Genomic DNA, 15,281 nt, shown 5'->3' with positions numbered 1-15,281 from the left:
CGCCCCCCCCTGGGGCCGCCGGGGGCCCGCCGGCCGCCGCTGCGCCCCACCGGGCCCGCCCGGGGGCGGGGGCCGGGGGGCCCCCCGCCCCCGGGCCGGGCCGTTCAGCCGAGTGTCTCCTCGACCGGCCGCCGGGGCGTCGACGCACCGGGCGGGCCGTACCCGATCCGCAGCACCAGCTGGACGTGCGCCGGGCCGTCGGCCGGGTCGCGCAGCGCCCAGCGGAGGTCCGGCCACTCGAGCGCCTGGTGCCAGACCGTCAGCCGCACCCCGTGCACGGTGGCCAGCAGCCAGACCCTCTCCAGCGCCTGCCCGGCGCGCAGCCAGTCCAGCGGGCCGTCCCCGGGGGTGGTCAGGGTGCACAGCTGCGGCAGCGCCTCGAAGCGCCGCTCCGGCCCGACCGGCGGGGCGGGCGGCCCACCGGGGGCCGTGGCGGAGCCCGGGCCGTACGGCGGGCGGCCGGCGTACCGGCGCATCGGGACCCTCGCGTCGCGGTCCAGGGAGCCGAGCGCCTCGTAGGGGATGCCGTCGGTGCACTCCCCCGGCGGGCGCAGCCAGGCGCGGCTCTCCGCCACCCGGGCCGGGTCGTCCTCGCAACGGCGCTCCGCCTCGACGGTCAGCGCCAGCACCCGCCGGACACCGGCTTCCTCCAGCGCGGCCACCACGACGCCCTCCTCGGCGGCGGCGGTGAGCAGTTCGCCGAGCACCGCCTCGGGCACGTCCCGCTGGGCGAAGGGCTCGCGGCTGGAGCGGCGGGCGGCGACGGCCGGGCGGAGGTCGCGGCCGAAGGGCAGGCCTACGCGGGCCGGGGCGGAGAGGTCGAGCAGGGCCAGCAGGCCGGGCTCAGCGGGCTCCGGAAGCAGCCGGACCGCCGCCGTGCGGCCGAGGTGTCCGGCGGCCACCCGCAGGTTGAACACGGCGGCGCCGACCGCGATGTGCAGCGCCGCCCCGACCGGGTCGGCCAGCGGCAGCCCGCGGGAGGGGTCGGCGTGGACGGCGAGCCCGTGGCCGTCCGGGGTGGGCACGAAGCGCCAGGGCTGGCTGTTGTGCAGCGACGGCGCCGCGCCGCCCGCCGCGGCGAGCAGGCGCAGCTCCGCCGGGGTGAGCGCCGGGGTCGGAACCGGGGTCGGAACCGGGGTGCGCATCATGGCGATCAACTCCTCACGACCGTCCGGCGGTCGACGACTCGACCGCGGAGTCCTCGCTGCTTCCGAGCCTGCGCGCCGGGCCGCCGCGCGGGCCAGGGCCGAAAGCCCCTTCCGCCGCCGGGGCGTCGGTCACCCGTGCGGGACGACCGCCACCGGGGCCTCGGCGTGGTGCAGTGCCGCGTGGGCGATCCGGCCGAGCCGGGGGCCGAGCTCGATCGGACGGCGGCGCCGGCCCACAACCACCAGCCCGGCCCCGGCGGAGGCCTCCACCAGGCCGCGCGCGGCGCCCAGCCGGACGTCCTCGACCACCTCGACCGCCGGGTGCCGCTCGCGCGGCCCGGCCAGGGCGAGCGACAGCAGCTTCGCATCCAGCGCCTCCAGTTGGGCGACCTCCCCCGCCGGCACGGCCCCGCCCGCGTAGCCGAACAGCGGCGGCAGGTCCCAGCCGTGCACCGCCCGCACCCGGGCGCCGCGCAGGGCGGCCTCCTGGAAGGCGAAGGCGAGCACCTCCTCCTCGGGCGCGTGGGCGTCCACGCCGACCACCACCTCGCCGGCTCCCTCCCCGGCCCCCTCGCCGCCGACCTCCCGCACCACGACCACCGGCGTGCCGCTGCGCCCGGCCACCGCCATGCTGACCGAGCCGAGCAGCAGCCCGGTGAAGCCGCCGCGTCCGCGCGAGCCGAGCACCAGCAGCTCGGCGTCGGCGGCGGCCGCCACCAGCCCGTCCACCGGGGCGTCCAGCACCGTGTCGGTGTGCACGGCGAGCTCCGGGTGGTGCCGGCGGACCGCGTCCGCGGCTTCGGCCAGGGTGCGCTCGGCGGCTGCCGGGAGGTCGTCGGGCTCGGCGTAGGAGGACACCCCGTCGGTCAGCCACGGCCAGGCGTGCACCAGCCGCAGCGCCGCCCCGCGCCGCCGCGCCTCCTCGGCCGCCCACTGGGCGGCGGCGGTGCTCGCCGGCGAGCCGTCGACCCCGGCCACCACGGTTGACGTCATGACGGTTCCTCCACTGTCTCGGCACCGGGGACGGTGCGTGACTGACGCCCCGTCCGCTCTGCTCCCACCCTGTCGCCCGCCGACGGCGAGCCGCCAGAGGCCGCAAGGCCCCCGCCCACAGGACGAAAGACCCCCGCCGAACAGTACGGGCGACCCCGGCCGCCACCCCGTCGACACCCGGGCACTACGGTGTGGACACGGAATACCCGCTGGTCGGACGGTCCCTGATCGGACCGGGCGGCGCGGGCCGACGGGTCGCGGTGCGAACGAGGAGGACAGCGGTGGGCGGAGCGGACGGCAGCGCGGCGGGCGGCGGCGCGCGGATGCCCCGGCTGCGCCTGGACGAGCTGCTGGAGGAGCTCCAGTGGCGGATCGACGCGGCGCGCGGCACCCAGAACCGGGTGCACAGCCTGCTGGAGGCGGTGCTGGCGGTCGGCCGGGAGCTGGACCTCGCCCAGGCCCTGCACCGGATCGTGGAGGCCGCCGTCGACCTGGTGGACGCCCGCTACGGCGCGCTGGGCGTGATCGGGCCGGACGGGCACACCCTGTCGCAGTTCCTGACGGTCGGTCTGTCCGAGGCGGAGATCGAGGAGATCGGCCCGCCGCCCTCCGGCCGGGGCATCCTCGGCGAGCTGATCCGCCACCCGCAGCCGCTGCGCTGCCCGGTGCTGTCCGAGCACCCGGCCTCGATCGGCTTCCCGGTCGGCCACCCGCCGATGCACACCTTCCTGGGGGTACCGGTGCGGATCCACGGGGAGGTGTTCGGCAACCTCTACCTGACCGACAAGCGCGGCGGGCTGGACTTCGACGAGGACGACGAGGCGGTGATCTCCACCCTCGCGGTCGCCGCCGGGGTCGCGATCGACAACGCCCGGCTGTACGAGGAGGCCCAGCTGCGCCAGCGCTGGCTGCGGGCGAGCACCGAGATCACCCGCAGCCTGCTGTCGGGCGCGCCGCGCCTGGAGGTGGTCGAGCTGATCGCCCGCCGGGCCCGGGAGATCGCCGGGGCCGAGCTGGCGGACGTCTCGGTGGCACTGGCCGGGCCGGAGGAGCGGGCCGAGGAGCTGGCCGTGGAGGTCGCGCTCGGCGCCGAGCCCGCCGCCCGGCTGGGGGTGACGGTGCCGGTGGACGGCACGCTCTCCGGCGCCGCGTACGCCTCCGGCTCCCCGGCCACCAGCGACGACCTGGCCGCCGACGCCCGCTTCCCGGCCGGTCCGGCGGGCCGCTTCGACGGGCTGGGCCCGGCCGTGGCGGTGCCGCTGGGCACCGGCCCCGGGTACGGGCGGGGTGTGCTGCTGCTGGCCCGGGCGCAGGGGCAGCCCGCCTTCGGGCCGGAGGAGACCGGCCCGCTGCTGGGCTTCGCCGACCAGGCGGCGCTCGCCCTGGAGCTGGCCGAACGGCGGCGCGATGCCGAGCAGTTGAACCTGCTGGAGGACCGCGACCGGATCGCCCGGGACCTGCACGACCTGGCGATCCAGCGGCTCTTCGCCACCGGGATGACGCTGCAGAGCGCGGGCCGGCTGATCGAGAGTCCGGCCGCCGCCGACCGGGTCGCCCGGGCGGTGGCGGACCTGGACGAGACCATCAAGATCATCCGTTCGACCATCTTCGGCCTGCGCGCCCACAGCGAACCGGACCGCGGCCTGCGCGCCCGCGCCACCCGGGTGGTCACCGAGGCCCAGGGGCCGCTCGGCTTCGCGCCCCGGCTCAGCCTGGAGGGGCTGCTGGACACCGACGTCCCGCAGGAGCTGGCCGAACACGTGGTCGCCGTGCTGGCGGAGGCGCTCAGCAACGCCGCCCGGCACGCCGGGGCCGGCCGGGTCGAGGTCAACCTGCGGGCCCTGGCCGGGCGGGTGGTGCTCACCGTCACGGACGACGGCACGGGCATCCCCGAGGGCGGGCGGCGCAGCGGGCTGCGCAACCTCGCCGAACGCGCCGCACGGGTCGGCGGGGCCTTCACCCACGGCCCGGCGGACGACGCGGGCGGCGGCACCCGGCTGGTGTGGGAGGCCCCGCTCGGGTCCTGAGCGTCGCCGCCCGGGCCCTGACCGGTGACCCCGTCCCCGGCGCGACCGGCGCCGCACCCCGCCGCGCCCGCCGCCGTACGGGGGAACTCCGCCGCGGCCCCGCCCCGTAGCGGCGCCGGGGCCCCGGAGCGCCCCTAGCCTGCTTCGCGTCCCCCGAGCGTTGCGCCGAGCCCCCGCCGTGCGCCCCGCCGAGCGTCGAGCACGAGGACGGCCGATGGCCCACGAGTCACCCGCGACCGCCACCCCGCCCCCGGGCACCGCCGAGGTGCCGTCCGCGCCGCCGCCCAGCGGGTCGGTGACGGCGCTGCGGCTCGCGGCGGCCGCCGCCGGCGCGCTGCCCGCGGTGGTGCTGCGGCTGGCCGGGATCCACCCCTCGCCGGTGCCGGCCATGCTGCTGTTCGGTCTCGGGGTGCTGTCGGCGGCGCTGCTGCTGATGTGGGCGGCGGAGACCGCCCGGGCGGACATCTCCGGGCCGCTGGCGCTCGCCCTGCTGGCCTTCATCGCGGTGCTGCCCGAGTACGCCGTCGACCTCTGGTTCGCCTACACGGCCGGCACCCGCCCCGAGTACGCGGCCTACGCGGCCGCCAATATGACCGGCGCCAACCGGCTGCTGGTCGGCGTCGGCTGGCCGCTGGTCGCGCTGGCCGCGTACCTGGCCGCCCGGCGCCGCGGCGTCGCCCCCGGGATCGTGCTGCGCGAGCACCGCCGGATCGACACCGCGTTCCTGGGGGCCGCCGCGCTGGTGGCCTTCGTGATGCCGGCGATGCGGCGGATCTCCTGGGTGCTCGCGGTGGTGCTGATCGCCTGGTACGCCTACTACCTGTTCCGGATCAGCCGGTGCAGCGAGACCGACGAGGAGGAGCTCGTCGGTGTTCCGGCCCGACTGGCCCTGCTGCCGACGGCCCGGCGACGGCCCGTCACCGTCCTGGTGTTCCTCGCGGCCGCGGCCGTCGTCTTCGCCTGCGCCGAGCCCTTCGCCACCTCGCTGGTGGACGCCGGCTCCTCGCTCGGCATCGACCGCTTCCTGCTGGTGCAGTGGCTCGCCCCGCTGGCCTCCGAGGCCCCGGAGCTGATCGTCGCCGTGGTGTTCGCCTGGCGGCTGCGCGGCGACGACGGGCTGGGCGCGCTGCTCTCCAGCAAGGTCAACCAGTGGACGCTGCTGATCGGCTGCCTGCCGCTGGCCCACCTGCTGGGCGGCGGCCCGGCCTCGCTCCCCCTGGTCGAACGCCAGGTGGACGAGGTGCTGCTGACCGCCGCTCAGACCGTGCTGGCCGTCGTCCTCCTCCTCGACCTGCGGTTCCTGCCCTGGAAGGCCGCCCTGCTGCTGGTGCTGTTCGGCGTCCAGTTCGCCCTGCCCGGAGAGTCCTCCCGGCTGGTGCTCAGCTGGGTGTACCTGGGCCTGGCCCTGCCGCTGCTCGCCCTGCGGCTGCGCGAACTACCGCCCACCGTACGGGCACTGGCCGGGCGGATCGCCGGCGACCCGCACTGAGTGGGGCGAACTGCCGTGCGGGCGGCGGACGGAGGAGCCCAGCGGGTGGGCGGTGAACTCCTCGGGGCGCCCGGGCGCACCGTCCTCACCCGAACGATTTCCCCGGTCGGGAGCGGTTCACAGTTCCACCACGGAGCCTTGGAAGAACACCCTCAACATCCATTGTCGCCACGCATGTTCGAAGGTAGAGTCGCCGTTCGCCGAGCACGGATGAGCAGTTCTCAGCGCATTTGGGGCGGGCATGTCAAATATTCACGGTTTCCCCCGGGTCGCCCCCGACCTACTTGACGTCCTCAGAGATATCGCACGTCGAAATCCCCGCCGTCCGGCGATCGTCCACCGCGGACCCGCCCCGACTCACGGCCGACTCCTGGAATCGGCGAACTCCCTGGCCACAGGCCCGGGATCGAACCCCGGCACGGTCGCCGTACGGGCCGTCCACGCACCGGAAACGGTGGTCGCACTCCTCGGCGTGCCGACCGCCGGGGGCCACTGCCGCCCCGTCGACCCGGTATTCCCACCGGCCCGCCGACAGACCGTGGCGGCGGCCGCGCAGTGCCGTACGACGGTCTCCGTAAGCACCGGAGAAAGCCTTCAACTCGCAATCCGATTAGTGGAGTTACCGGAGCCGACCGCAGAGCCTTCGAAAAACCCCGGGGACCCCCCGGCGCTCCCGTCCACAGTGGCGCCGGAACAACCGGCCCGCATTCCCTCCACGCTTCACGACGGGTTCGACCGGGCAGCCGAAACCCGTCCTGACTTCCCATCAGGCCGTCCGAACCGCCGTCGAAACCCCCACCCCGGCCGGCCCGGGCCGAAGCATCGCGGCCACCGCAGGAGCGAGGGCCACCTCGAACTCCACGCCCTGACAGGCTGATCGGGCCTCGGCGCCACCCTCACCACGACCGACCCCGAAGCGGGCCGAGGCCGAGGTCCGCCCTGCGGCTGAGCCCCAACCGTTCCCCCGGCCGAACCCCCACCGCCCCCGCTCCGCACCACACCCCTCACCACACCCAGGCGCCCGCCCGAGAGGCCGCGCGCCCGGCACCCCACGCCCGGAGACCGCCATCACCCCCGCCGCACCCCGAGGAGCCCGATGACCGCCCCCGCCCCGCCCGGCCCGCTGCGCCGGCTGTGCTGGATCTTCCCCGACCGGGAGTCCTCCCGGATGGCCGAGATGTGGCACGGCTTCTTCTGGGACCTCTATGCCGAGAGCGCCGCCGACCTCGGCCTGCGCTGGACCAGGCACGCCCCGGACGCCGTCAGCGTGGACGCCACCGGCCCCGGCCGCCCCCGGGTGTACGTCGACGACGAGGTGGTGACCCCCGAGGACACCCTCTTCATCACGGCGCTCTACTCGCTGCCGTACCAGTCGATGGACGTCTTCAACCAGTACGCCCTCTACGCGGTGCTCGAACAGGCCGGCTTCTACCTGCCGTTCCCCCCGCAGGTGTCGCTGATCGGCAACGACAAGCTGGCCACCCTGCTGTTCCTGGCCGACTCCCCGGTGCCGACCATCCCGACCGTGCGGATCGGCACCGGGCGGGACACCGCCAAGTACGGCTACGAGGTCGCGCTCGGGCGGATGACCTACCCGGCCATCGTCAAACCGGCCGGCTGGTGCGGCGGCGGCGGGATCAACCTGGCCCGCAACCCCGAGGAGGTGCGCGGCCTGGCAAGCCTCGCCCAGGGCGGCGACACCACCCTGGTGGTCCAGCCCTACCTGGGCGACGGCACCATCGACTACCGGGTGTACGTGGTCGACGGCCGGCCGTACGCGGTGATGAAGCGCACCCCCGAACCCGGCTCCCCGGTCGCCAACGCCAGCCGCGGCGGGGGCATGGAGTTCCCCCCGGTGCCGCCCGAACTCGCCGCCGCCACCGCCTGGTTCGCCGAACGGCTGCCGATCCCGTTCTTCTGCGTCGACTTCCTGTACGACGGCGAGCGGTACTGGTTCTCCGAGCTGGAACCGGACGGCGTGATCGCCCCGGACCGCACCGACCCGCACCGCAGCCTGCAACGGGACGTCACCCGCGCCCGGTTCGCCGCCTACCGGGACGGCCACGCCAGGTGGCTCGCCGACGGCGCCCGCCCGCTCACCCTCGACGCCGCGCCCCGCACCGGCCCCGTCCCCGCCCCCGTTCTCGTCCCCGCCCCTGCCCCCGCCTTCCGGACGGACCCCCGATGACCGCCTTCTCGCTGTCCCCCGAGGCCGCCGCGCCCCGGCTGCACGTGGCCCGTCGCACCCTGGACCGGCTGCGCAGCGTGCCCGCGCTGGCCCCGCACTACCCCGCGCACCTCGACGCCGACTCCCTCGACGCGCTCGCCCAACTCCCCCCGCTGGCGAAGGTCGACCTCAACACCGCCCTCGCCCACCTGGAGCCGACCGCCGAGCAGTCCGCGACCTGGCTGTTCCAGAGCGGCGGCAGCACCGGCGCCCCCAAGGTCGGCTACGCCCCCACCGGCTTCTACATGGCCGGGGTGCACGCCCACTGGCAGCCGCTCGACCGCACCGACCTCTTCGTCAACGCCTGGGGCGCCGGCCGGATGTGGGGCGCCCACTTCCTCGCCGCCGCCCTCGCCGACCTCTCCGGCTGCCGGATCATCGCCCTCGGCTCGGTCGCCAAGGACGAGTACGGCGCCTGGCTGGAGCTGCTGGCCGCGCGGCGGGTGACCGCCATCGGCGGCACCCCCAGCGTGCTGCGGCTCTGGTTCGCGCACGCCAGGTCCGCCGGCATCCGGCTGCCCGCGCTGCGCAAGGTGCTCTGGCTCGGCGAGGCCTGGCAGCCCCAACTGGACGCCGACCTCGCCGAGGTGGCCCCCGAGGCGCGGCGCTGGGGCATGTTCGGCAGCACCGAGACCTGGGTGGTGGGCACCAACACCCCGGACTGCCCGGCCGAGGTCTTCCACCCGCTGCCGCACCAGTTGGTGCACGCCGACCCCGGCGGACTGCTGGACTTCACCGCCCTCGACCCGGAGATGCTCAACCCGGTGCTGCGCTACCGCACCGGCGACGCGGGCGAGTTGACCGACTGCCCGTGCGGGCGCCCCGGGCCGGCCATGCGGGTGCTGGGCCGGCGCGACAGCGTCGTCCAGGTCCGCGGCCTCGGCCTGGACGTGGACGAGCTGATCGAGCGGGCGGAGCGCGCCCCGGGCGTGGCCCGGGCCCAGGTGGTTCTCACTGAGCGGGACGGCCGGGCGACCGGCGTGGACCTGCTGGTGGTGACCGCCGGCGCCGCGGCGGTCCCGGACGTCGAGCGGCTGCGCACCGAGCTGTTCACCGCGACCTGCACCCTCGGCACCGCCTTCCAGCACGACCCGTGGGCCTTCCGGGTGCGCCCGGTGGACGAGCTGGTCAGCAACGGCCGCACCGGCAAGACCGCCGCCCTGGTCGTCCGGGAGGAGTCGTGACGGCCGACACCACCCCGGCGAAGCGCGCCCCGGCGCCGCTCGGGCGGAGCTTCTCGCTGTTCTGGGCCGGACAGACCGTCAGCCTGGTCGGCGACAAGGTCACCGTCTTCGTCGTCCCGACCCTGATGATCTTCGTGCTGCACGCCTCCGCCCTCCAGGTCGGCGTGGTCGCGATGGCCCAGTACCTCGGCATCCCGCTGCTCGGGCCGGTCGCCGGGGTGCTGGTCGACCGCTGGGACAAGCGCCGCACCATGCTCGTCTGCGACCTGGTCCGGCTGGCCGCCGTCGCCGCGATCCCGCTCGCCCACGCCCTGGGCGCGCTCTCCACCCCGCTGCTGTTCGGCTGCGTGGCCGTCATCAGCGGCGCGACCATCTTCTTCAACGTCGGCTACCTCGTCGCCGTCCCCGCCGTCGTCCCCGAGGACGGCATGGTCCGCGCCTACTCCCGGCTGGAGGGCAGCGGTTCGGTCGCCGAGGTCGCCGGGCCGTCCGTCGCCGCGGCCCTCTACAGCGCGCTCGGCGTGGCCGCCCTGCTGGTCGACGCGGCCAGCTACCTGGTCTCGGCGGCCTGCTTCCGCCGCATGCGCCCCTGGGGCGAGCGGACCGTCGAGGAAGGCTCGATCCGGGAGCGGCTGACCCGCGGCTTCCGGCTCAACTGGGCCGATCCGGTGCTGCGCCGGGTGGTGCTGGCGGCCGTGGTCCTCAACTGCGGCGGGCCGGTGTACGTCACCGTGCTGCCCGTCCTCGCCTACCGCGGCCTGGGCGTGCAGGTCGGCGTGTTCGGCGCGGCCATGTCGGTCGCCGCGCTCGGCGCCCTGCTCGGGGCCGTGGTCGCCCCCCGGCTCTCCCGCCGGTTCGGCCTCGGCCGGACGATGGCCTGGTCTCTGCTGCTGCACTGCCTGGTCGGCCTGGGCGTGCTCGCCGCGCCCGCACTGCCGCCCGGCCCGGTGATCGCCGTGACCATGGGCTGCTACGGCTTCTTCATGTCCTGCATCAACGTGTGCAGCGCCCCCGTCCGGCAGTCCCGGATGTCCGCGCGCAACCAGGGCGTGATGCACGCCGCCTTCCGGACCGTCACCTGGGGCGTCATCCCGCTCGCCGCGCTGGTCGGCGGACTCGCCGTCTCGCTGCTCACCGGACCGCTCGGCGTCCTGGACGCCGCCCGCCTCATCATGGCCGCCGGCACCCTGCTGGCCGCCTGCTCCTTCGTCCCCGCGCTCGGCCTCCAGCCGCTGCTGGACACCGCCGAGCGCGCGAAGGGCACGGCCGCGGTCCCGGCGACGACGGTCCCGGCGGAGGCGGTCCCGGCGGAGGAGCCGACGTGAACGACACCGAACCCGCCGACCCCACCGGCCGGGTCCTGCTGATCACCGGCACCTCCTCCGGCATCGGCCTGGCCACCGCCCTCGCCGCCGCCCGGGCCGGCTACACCACCGTCGCGACCCTGCGCGCACCCGAGCGCGCCGGGCCGCTGCGGGCCGCCGCCGAGGCCGCCGGGGTCACCCTGGACGTCCACCGGCTGGACGTCACCGACCCCGGCTCGGTCACCGACTGCCTGGCCGCCGTGCAGCGGCGGTACGGGCGGCTGGACGCCGTCGTCAACAACGCGGGCGTCTCCAACTCCGACCCCACCCTGGAGATGTCCACCGACGCGGCGCTGCGCGCCAACCTGGACGTCAACTTCTTCGGCGTCGCCACCGTCAGCCGGGCCGCGCTGCCGCTGCTGCGCGCCGCCGGCGGCCGCCTGGTCACCGTCGGCAGCGTGCACGGCGTGGTCGGCCAGCCCTTCAACGAGGCGTACTGCGCGGCGAAGTTCGCCGTCGAGGGCTTCCTGGAGGCGCTCGCCCCGGTCGCGGCGGCGCACGGGGTCCGGGTCTCGGTGGTGGTGCCGGGCTTCGTCCCGGACACCGGGTTCGGCGTCTTCCCCGACGTCAACCGGGCCACCCTGCACGCCGCCTCCGGCCCGTACGCGGACACCTTCGCCGACTACCTCGACTGGGTCGGCGGCCCGGGCTGGGAGTCGGCCGGCCAACCCGCCCGGGAGGTCGCCGAGGTCGTGCTCCGCACCCTGCGGGAGCCGCGGCCGCCGTTCCGGGTGCCCGCCAACGCCTGGGCCGCCGACTACCTGGCCGCCAAGCTCGCCGACCCCGACGGCTCCGCCGTCCAGGCCCTCGCCCGCGGCTGGCTCGGACGGCCCGCGGCCACCACCGGCTGAGCCCCGTCCGCCCGCTGCCCGCCTCCTGCCCCCGTCCCGGCCCTCCTCCCGACCCACGGAGTCCCGCCCATGCCCGCCAAGCCCCTGGCCGAGCTGATCCGCTTCGCCCGCGCCCACTCGCCCTTCTACGCCGAGCTCTACCGGGAGCTGCCCGAGGGCGCCGACCGGCTCGACCAGCTCCCGGTGATCGACCAGACCGCCTTCTGGGCCGCCAACACCTGGCCCGACAACCGCGTACTGACCGGCCCGCTCACCGACGCCGGCGTCTACAAGACCGGCGGCACCACCGGCGTCCCCAAGTTCTCCCCCTGGACCCGCGCCGAACACGCCGACTCGGTCACGGCCTTCGGCGCCGGCCTGGTCCGGGCCGGCCTGCGGCCCGGCCACCGGGTGGCCAACCTGTTCGTCGCCGGTGAGCTCTACGGCGGCTTCCTCTACATCGAGAACGCCCTGCACCACGCACCGGTCGACAACGTGCGCCTCGGCGTCGGCGGCGCCGCCCCGGACAGCTACATCGCCGACCTGATCACCGGCTTCGGCGTGCACGTCCTGGCCGGCGAGCCGATGAAACTCAGCGCCGTGGCCGAGTGCCTGGTCGCCCGCGGCGAACGCGCCGACGGCGTCGAACTGCTGCTGTTCGGCGGCGACCTGCTCTTCGCCGACCTGCGCCCGCTGCTCGCCCGGGCCTTCCCCCACGCGGCCGTCGCCTCGGTCGGCTACGCCTCCAACGACGCCGGACTGGTCGGCGCGCCCGTCCCCGGCGACGACGTCCGGGTGCACGAGGCCTTCGCCGACCGCACCGTGGTCGAGCTGCTCGACGAGGTCACCGGCGAGCCCGTCACCACCCCCGGCACGCCCGGCCGCGTCGTGGTCACCAACCTGTTCCGCACCCTGATGCCGATCCTGCGCTACCCCACCGGCGACCGCGCCGCCTGGGTCGACGGCGAGTGCCGACGCTTCCGCCTGCTCGGCCGCACCAGCGAGGGCGCCCGGGTCGGCACCGTCACCCTGCCCACCGAGGAGATCCGCAACGTGCTGGTCGCCGCCGACCCGGACCGGCACATCGCCGGGATGCAGCTGGTGCAGCGGCGTTGGGACGGCCGCGACGGGGTCATCCTGCGGCTCGGCCACATCGGCCAGCCGCCGCCCGCCGACCTCGCCGACCTGTCCGACCGGCTGGTCGACGCCGTCCACCGGGCCCTGCCGCTCTACCCGTCCGAGGCCGCCCTCGGCAGCATCCACCCCCTCACGGTGGAGTGGGTGCCGCGCTCGGAGCTGGTCACCAACCCGCGGACCGGCAAGCTCCAGCAGGTCCTGGACGAGCGGCCCCGGGAGTAGGGAGCGGGGGGGTGGATGATGACGCACTGTCAGCACCCTGCCGGTGGCCCGCCGGTGCTGTCAGCGGTCTGTCCGCGTCCTGTGGGTGGCGCTGCGCAGTCTGGTCCACGACAGCAGCGCCGAACCCACCGGAGGCACCACCGTGACCACCACCGTGACGACCACCCTCCTTCCGCTCGACTCCCCGGCGCACCCCGGCGCCACCGGACCCCGGGCCTCGGTCCTGGTCTCCGGCGCCGGCATCGCCGGCACCGCACTCGCCTACTGGCTCCAGCGCTACGGCTTCCGCGTCACCGTCGTGGAGCGCGCCCCCGGCCTGCGCGGCGGCGGTCAGCCCGTGGACATCCGCGGCAACGCCCTGGAGGTCGTCGACCGGATGGGCCTGCTCGCGGAGGTCCGGTCCCGCCGGACCGGCCTGCGCGGCATGTCCCTGGTCGACGGGGACGGCCGCGAGCTGCGCCGCACCACCGAGTGGACGGCCAGCGGCGGCCCGGTCGGCGGCCCCGACGTGGAGATCCTGCGCGACGAACTGGCCGAACTGATCGCCGGAGCCGCCGGGCCGGGCGTCGAGTACCGCTTCGACGACAGCATCGACACCCTCGTCCAGCACGGCGACGGCGTCCAGGTCCGCTTCCGCAGCGGCGAGGAGCGCTCCTTCGACCTGGTCGTCGGCGCCGACGGCCTGCACTCCCGGACCCGCCGCCTGGTCTTCGGCCCCGAGGACGACTACCTGCACCCCGTCGGCAGCTACGTCGCCGGCTGGAGCGTCCCCAACCACCTCGGCCTCGACCGCTGGGAGATCGCCCACGAGGGCGCGGACGGCCACGGCTGCCTGGTGATGACCGTCCGCGACAACACCGAACTGCGGGTCTTCGTCACCTTCTCCACCGACGAGCCGCTCGACCGGATGCTGCCCCGCGACCGCGCCGAGCAGCGCGAGCTGGTCGCCGGGCGCGCCGCCCGACTGCGCTGGGAGGTGCCGCGCTTCCTGGCCGGGATGTGGGAGACCGAGGCCTTCCACTACGACGTCGTGGCCCAGATCCGGATGGACCGCTGGTCCCACGACCGGGTCGCCCTGCTCGGCGACGCCGGGTACTGCTGCTCCCCGTTCACCGGCCAGGGCACCAGCGTGGCGCTGACCGCCGCCTACGTCCTGGCCGGGGAACTCCACGCGGCCGGCGGCGACCACCGCACCGCCTTCCCCGCCTACGAGCGGCGGCTGCGCGGCCACGTCGCGGCCAACCAGGCCATCCTCGACCTGACCCGCGACCGCTACGGGGCCGACGCCTCGCTGCTCGGCGGCCCGGACGCCGACGGCGCCCCCGGCTTCGACCGGCCCGGCGTGGAACTGGAGGCGGCCTTCCGGGCCGCCACCGCCTTCGACCTGCCCGACTACGCCTGAACTCCCGGTACCAGGACGGCTAGAGCAGGCAGCGGCCGATCACCAGTTCCGGCCGGATCCGGATCCGGACCACGTCCGGGGCGGTCGCCGTCCCCGGGCGGACCTGGGCACGGCCGAGGACGGTGACGAACCAGCCGGATCCGTCCCGGCCGTCCACCTCGTCGGCCTCGAAGGCGATCACCGCGCCGTCCACCGCCCGGGCCAGCTCGGAGTCGGCGGGTGCGGAGACCAGCACGCCGCCGGGCGCGAGCCGGAAGGTCACCGGCAGGACGGCCGGGAGGGCGTCGACGGTGTAGACCACCCGCCCGACGGGGGCCCGGCCCAGCAGTTGCAGCGCCCGCCTCCGGTCGAGCTCGCGGGGGCCGGACGGGTCCGAGCGGTGGACGGGGTCGGACGGCGCGGGCCGGGGGGACGGGACGTGATCGCGGTTCATGCGAGCGATGCTCGCCCGGGGCCGGGCCCGGTCACGAGGGCCGATGGTCCCGCCGAGGGGCCCGCCCGGGCGGGTCGTCAGCCCCGGCCGTAGCGCAGCGGCGAGGACGGCGCGGCGGCCGACTGCCGCAGCTCGGTGGCGATCAGCGCCGCCTGCACCCGCCGCTCCACCCCGAGCTTGGCCAGCAGCCGGGACACGTGGTTCTTCACCGTCTTCTCCGCGAGGTAGAGCCGCTCACCGATCTGCCGGTTGGTCAGGCCCTCCCCGATCAGCGCCAGCACCTCCTGCTCGCGCGCCGTCAGCGCCGGTCCGGCGGTCACCGGCCGGGCGGGCTCGGCGTCGCTGCGCAGCCGGTTCAGCAGCCGGGTCGCCGCGCCGGGGTCGAGCATCGACCGGCCGGAGGCCACGGTACGGACGGCGGCGACCAGGTCGGTGCCGCTGATCTGCTTCAACACGTACCCGGCGGCGCCCGCCATCACGGCGTCCAGCAGCGCCTCCTCGTCGTCGAAGGAGGTCAGCATCAGACAGGCCAGGTCGGGCATCCGCGACCGCAGTTCACGGCAGACGGAGACCCCGTCGCCGTCCCCGAGCCGGACGTCCAGCACCGCCACGTCGGGCCGCAGCGCGGGCACCCGGACGAGGGCCTGCTCGGCCGTCGCGGCCTCCCCGACGACCTCCAGGTCCGGCTCGCCGTCCAGCAGGTCGTGCACCCCGCGGCGCACCACCTCGTGGTCGTCCAGCAGGAACACCCGGACCGGCGCCGAAGCCCCGACGCCCTCCACCTCGGTCGCCATCACGCGGTTTCCACCTTCGTCACCCCCGCAC

Annotated in this window: 13 protein-coding genes; 9 read left to right on the top strand and 4 right to left on the bottom strand. The window is 76.0% G+C overall.

What is annotated here, in order from left to right; genetic code table 11:
* Positions 1-104 precede the first annotated feature (104 nt).
* Positions 105-1,148 (bottom strand): Acg family FMN-binding oxidoreductase, encoded by a 1,044-nt coding sequence (locus tag ACFC1T_RS11465; RefSeq protein ID WP_375886614.1) that lies wholly within the window; start codon positions 1,146-1,148, stop codon positions 105-107.
* Between the two features lie 129 nt (positions 1,149-1,277).
* Positions 1,278-2,141 carry a universal stress protein gene (locus ACFC1T_RS11460; RefSeq protein ID WP_375886611.1) on the bottom strand — a complete coding sequence of 288 codons (864 nt, stop codon included), beginning with the start codon at positions 2,139-2,141 and terminating at the stop codon, positions 1,278-1,280.
* Between the two features lie 323 nt (positions 2,142-2,464).
* Between ACFC1T_RS11460 and ACFC1T_RS11455 the strand changes: the two genes are divergently transcribed.
* From ACFC1T_RS11455 to ACFC1T_RS11415, 9 genes are all read left to right on the top strand, one after another.
* Entirely contained in the window at positions 2,465-4,168 is a 1,704-nt protein-coding gene (locus ACFC1T_RS11455) for a GAF domain-containing protein (protein WP_375886643.1), read from the top strand.
* A 214-nt stretch (positions 4,169-4,382) separates the two neighbouring features.
* Positions 4,383-5,657 (top strand): hypothetical protein, encoded by a 1,275-nt coding sequence (locus ACFC1T_RS11450; protein WP_375886609.1) that lies wholly within the window; start codon positions 4,383-4,385, stop codon positions 5,655-5,657.
* A 241-nt stretch (positions 5,658-5,898) separates the two neighbouring features.
* Positions 5,899-6,534: an AMP-binding protein gene (locus ACFC1T_RS11445; RefSeq protein ID WP_375886606.1), complete on the top strand. Its 636-nt coding sequence runs from the start codon at positions 5,899-5,901 to the stop codon at positions 6,532-6,534.
* Positions 6,535-6,753: 219 nt separating this feature from the next.
* Positions 6,754-7,845: a RimK family alpha-L-glutamate ligase gene (locus ACFC1T_RS11440; protein ID WP_375886604.1), complete on the top strand. Its 1,092-nt coding sequence runs from the start codon at positions 6,754-6,756 to the stop codon at positions 7,843-7,845.
* Positions 7,842-9,068, top strand: coding sequence for an AMP-binding protein (locus ACFC1T_RS11435; protein WP_375886602.1), 1,227 nt, complete (start codon positions 7,842-7,844; stop codon positions 9,066-9,068). Before ACFC1T_RS11440 ends, ACFC1T_RS11435 begins: the two co-directional genes overlap by 4 nt.
* Positions 9,065-10,393, top strand: a complete 1,329-nt coding sequence (locus ACFC1T_RS11430; protein WP_375886600.1) for an MFS transporter — start codon at positions 9,065-9,067, stop codon at positions 10,391-10,393. Before ACFC1T_RS11435 ends, ACFC1T_RS11430 begins: the two co-directional genes overlap by 4 nt.
* A complete protein-coding gene (locus ACFC1T_RS11425; protein WP_375886598.1) occupies positions 10,390-11,283 on the top strand; it encodes an SDR family NAD(P)-dependent oxidoreductase in 894 nt (297 codons plus the stop codon). Before ACFC1T_RS11430 ends, ACFC1T_RS11425 begins: the two co-directional genes overlap by 4 nt.
* A 69-nt stretch (positions 11,284-11,352) precedes the next feature.
* Positions 11,353-12,621, top strand: a complete 1,269-nt coding sequence (locus tag ACFC1T_RS11420) for a phenylacetate--CoA ligase family protein (protein WP_375886595.1) — start codon at positions 11,353-11,355, stop codon at positions 12,619-12,621.
* A gap of 85 nt (positions 12,622-12,706) precedes the next feature.
* Positions 12,707-14,023, top strand: coding sequence for an FAD-dependent monooxygenase (locus ACFC1T_RS11415; RefSeq protein ID WP_375886593.1), 1,317 nt, complete (start codon positions 12,707-12,709; stop codon positions 14,021-14,023).
* 19 nt (positions 14,024-14,042) lie between these two features.
* On the opposite strand, the gene ACFC1T_RS11410 is transcribed toward ACFC1T_RS11415, so the two are convergent.
* Positions 14,043-14,456 carry a pyridoxamine 5'-phosphate oxidase family protein gene (locus tag ACFC1T_RS11410; RefSeq protein ID WP_375886590.1) on the bottom strand — a complete coding sequence of 138 codons (414 nt, stop codon included), beginning with the start codon at positions 14,454-14,456 and terminating at the stop codon, positions 14,043-14,045.
* A 77-nt stretch (positions 14,457-14,533) separates the two neighbouring features.
* Positions 14,534-15,250: a response regulator gene (locus ACFC1T_RS11405; protein ID WP_375886588.1), complete on the bottom strand. Its 717-nt coding sequence runs from the start codon at positions 15,248-15,250 to the stop codon at positions 14,534-14,536.
* Positions 15,251-15,281: the final 31 nt, after the last annotated feature.

Source organism: Kitasatospora sp. NPDC056076 (assembly GCF_042266305.1).
Lineage (GTDB): Bacteria > Actinomycetota > Actinomycetes > Streptomycetales > Streptomycetaceae > Kitasatospora.
The sequence above is the reverse complement of the archived record's forward strand: the minus strand, read 5'-3'. Positions and strand labels throughout refer to the sequence as shown.

Bases quoted from the DNA above. Each gene is read 5' to 3' on its own strand.
- ACFC1T_RS11460 (WP_375886611.1), bottom strand. From the start codon at position 2,141: ATGACGTCAACCGTGGTGGCCGGGGTCGACGGCTCGCCGGCGAGCACC.
- ACFC1T_RS11435 (WP_375886602.1), top strand. From the start codon at position 7,842: ATGACCGCCTTCTCGCTGTCCCCCGAGGCCGCCGCGCCCCGGCTGCAC.
- ACFC1T_RS11440 (WP_375886604.1), top strand. From the start codon at position 6,754: ATGACCGCCCCCGCCCCGCCCGGCCCGCTGCGCCGGCTGTGCTGGATC.
- ACFC1T_RS11465 (WP_375886614.1), bottom strand. From the start codon at position 1,148: ATGATGCGCACCCCGGTTCCGACCCCGGTTCCGACCCCGGCGCTCACC.
- ACFC1T_RS11450 (WP_375886609.1), top strand. From the start codon at position 4,383: ATGGCCCACGAGTCACCCGCGACCGCCACCCCGCCCCCGGGCACCGCC.
- ACFC1T_RS11410 (WP_375886590.1), bottom strand. From the start codon at position 14,456: ATGAACCGCGATCACGTCCCGTCCCCCCGGCCCGCGCCGTCCGACCCC.
- ACFC1T_RS11445 (WP_375886606.1), top strand. From the start codon at position 5,899: ATGTCAAATATTCACGGTTTCCCCCGGGTCGCCCCCGACCTACTTGAC.
- ACFC1T_RS11420 (WP_375886595.1), top strand. From the start codon at position 11,353: ATGCCCGCCAAGCCCCTGGCCGAGCTGATCCGCTTCGCCCGCGCCCAC.
- ACFC1T_RS11455 (WP_375886643.1), top strand. From the start codon at position 2,465: ATGCCCCGGCTGCGCCTGGACGAGCTGCTGGAGGAGCTCCAGTGGCGG.
- ACFC1T_RS11405 (WP_375886588.1), bottom strand. From the start codon at position 15,250: ATGGCGACCGAGGTGGAGGGCGTCGGGGCTTCGGCGCCGGTCCGGGTG.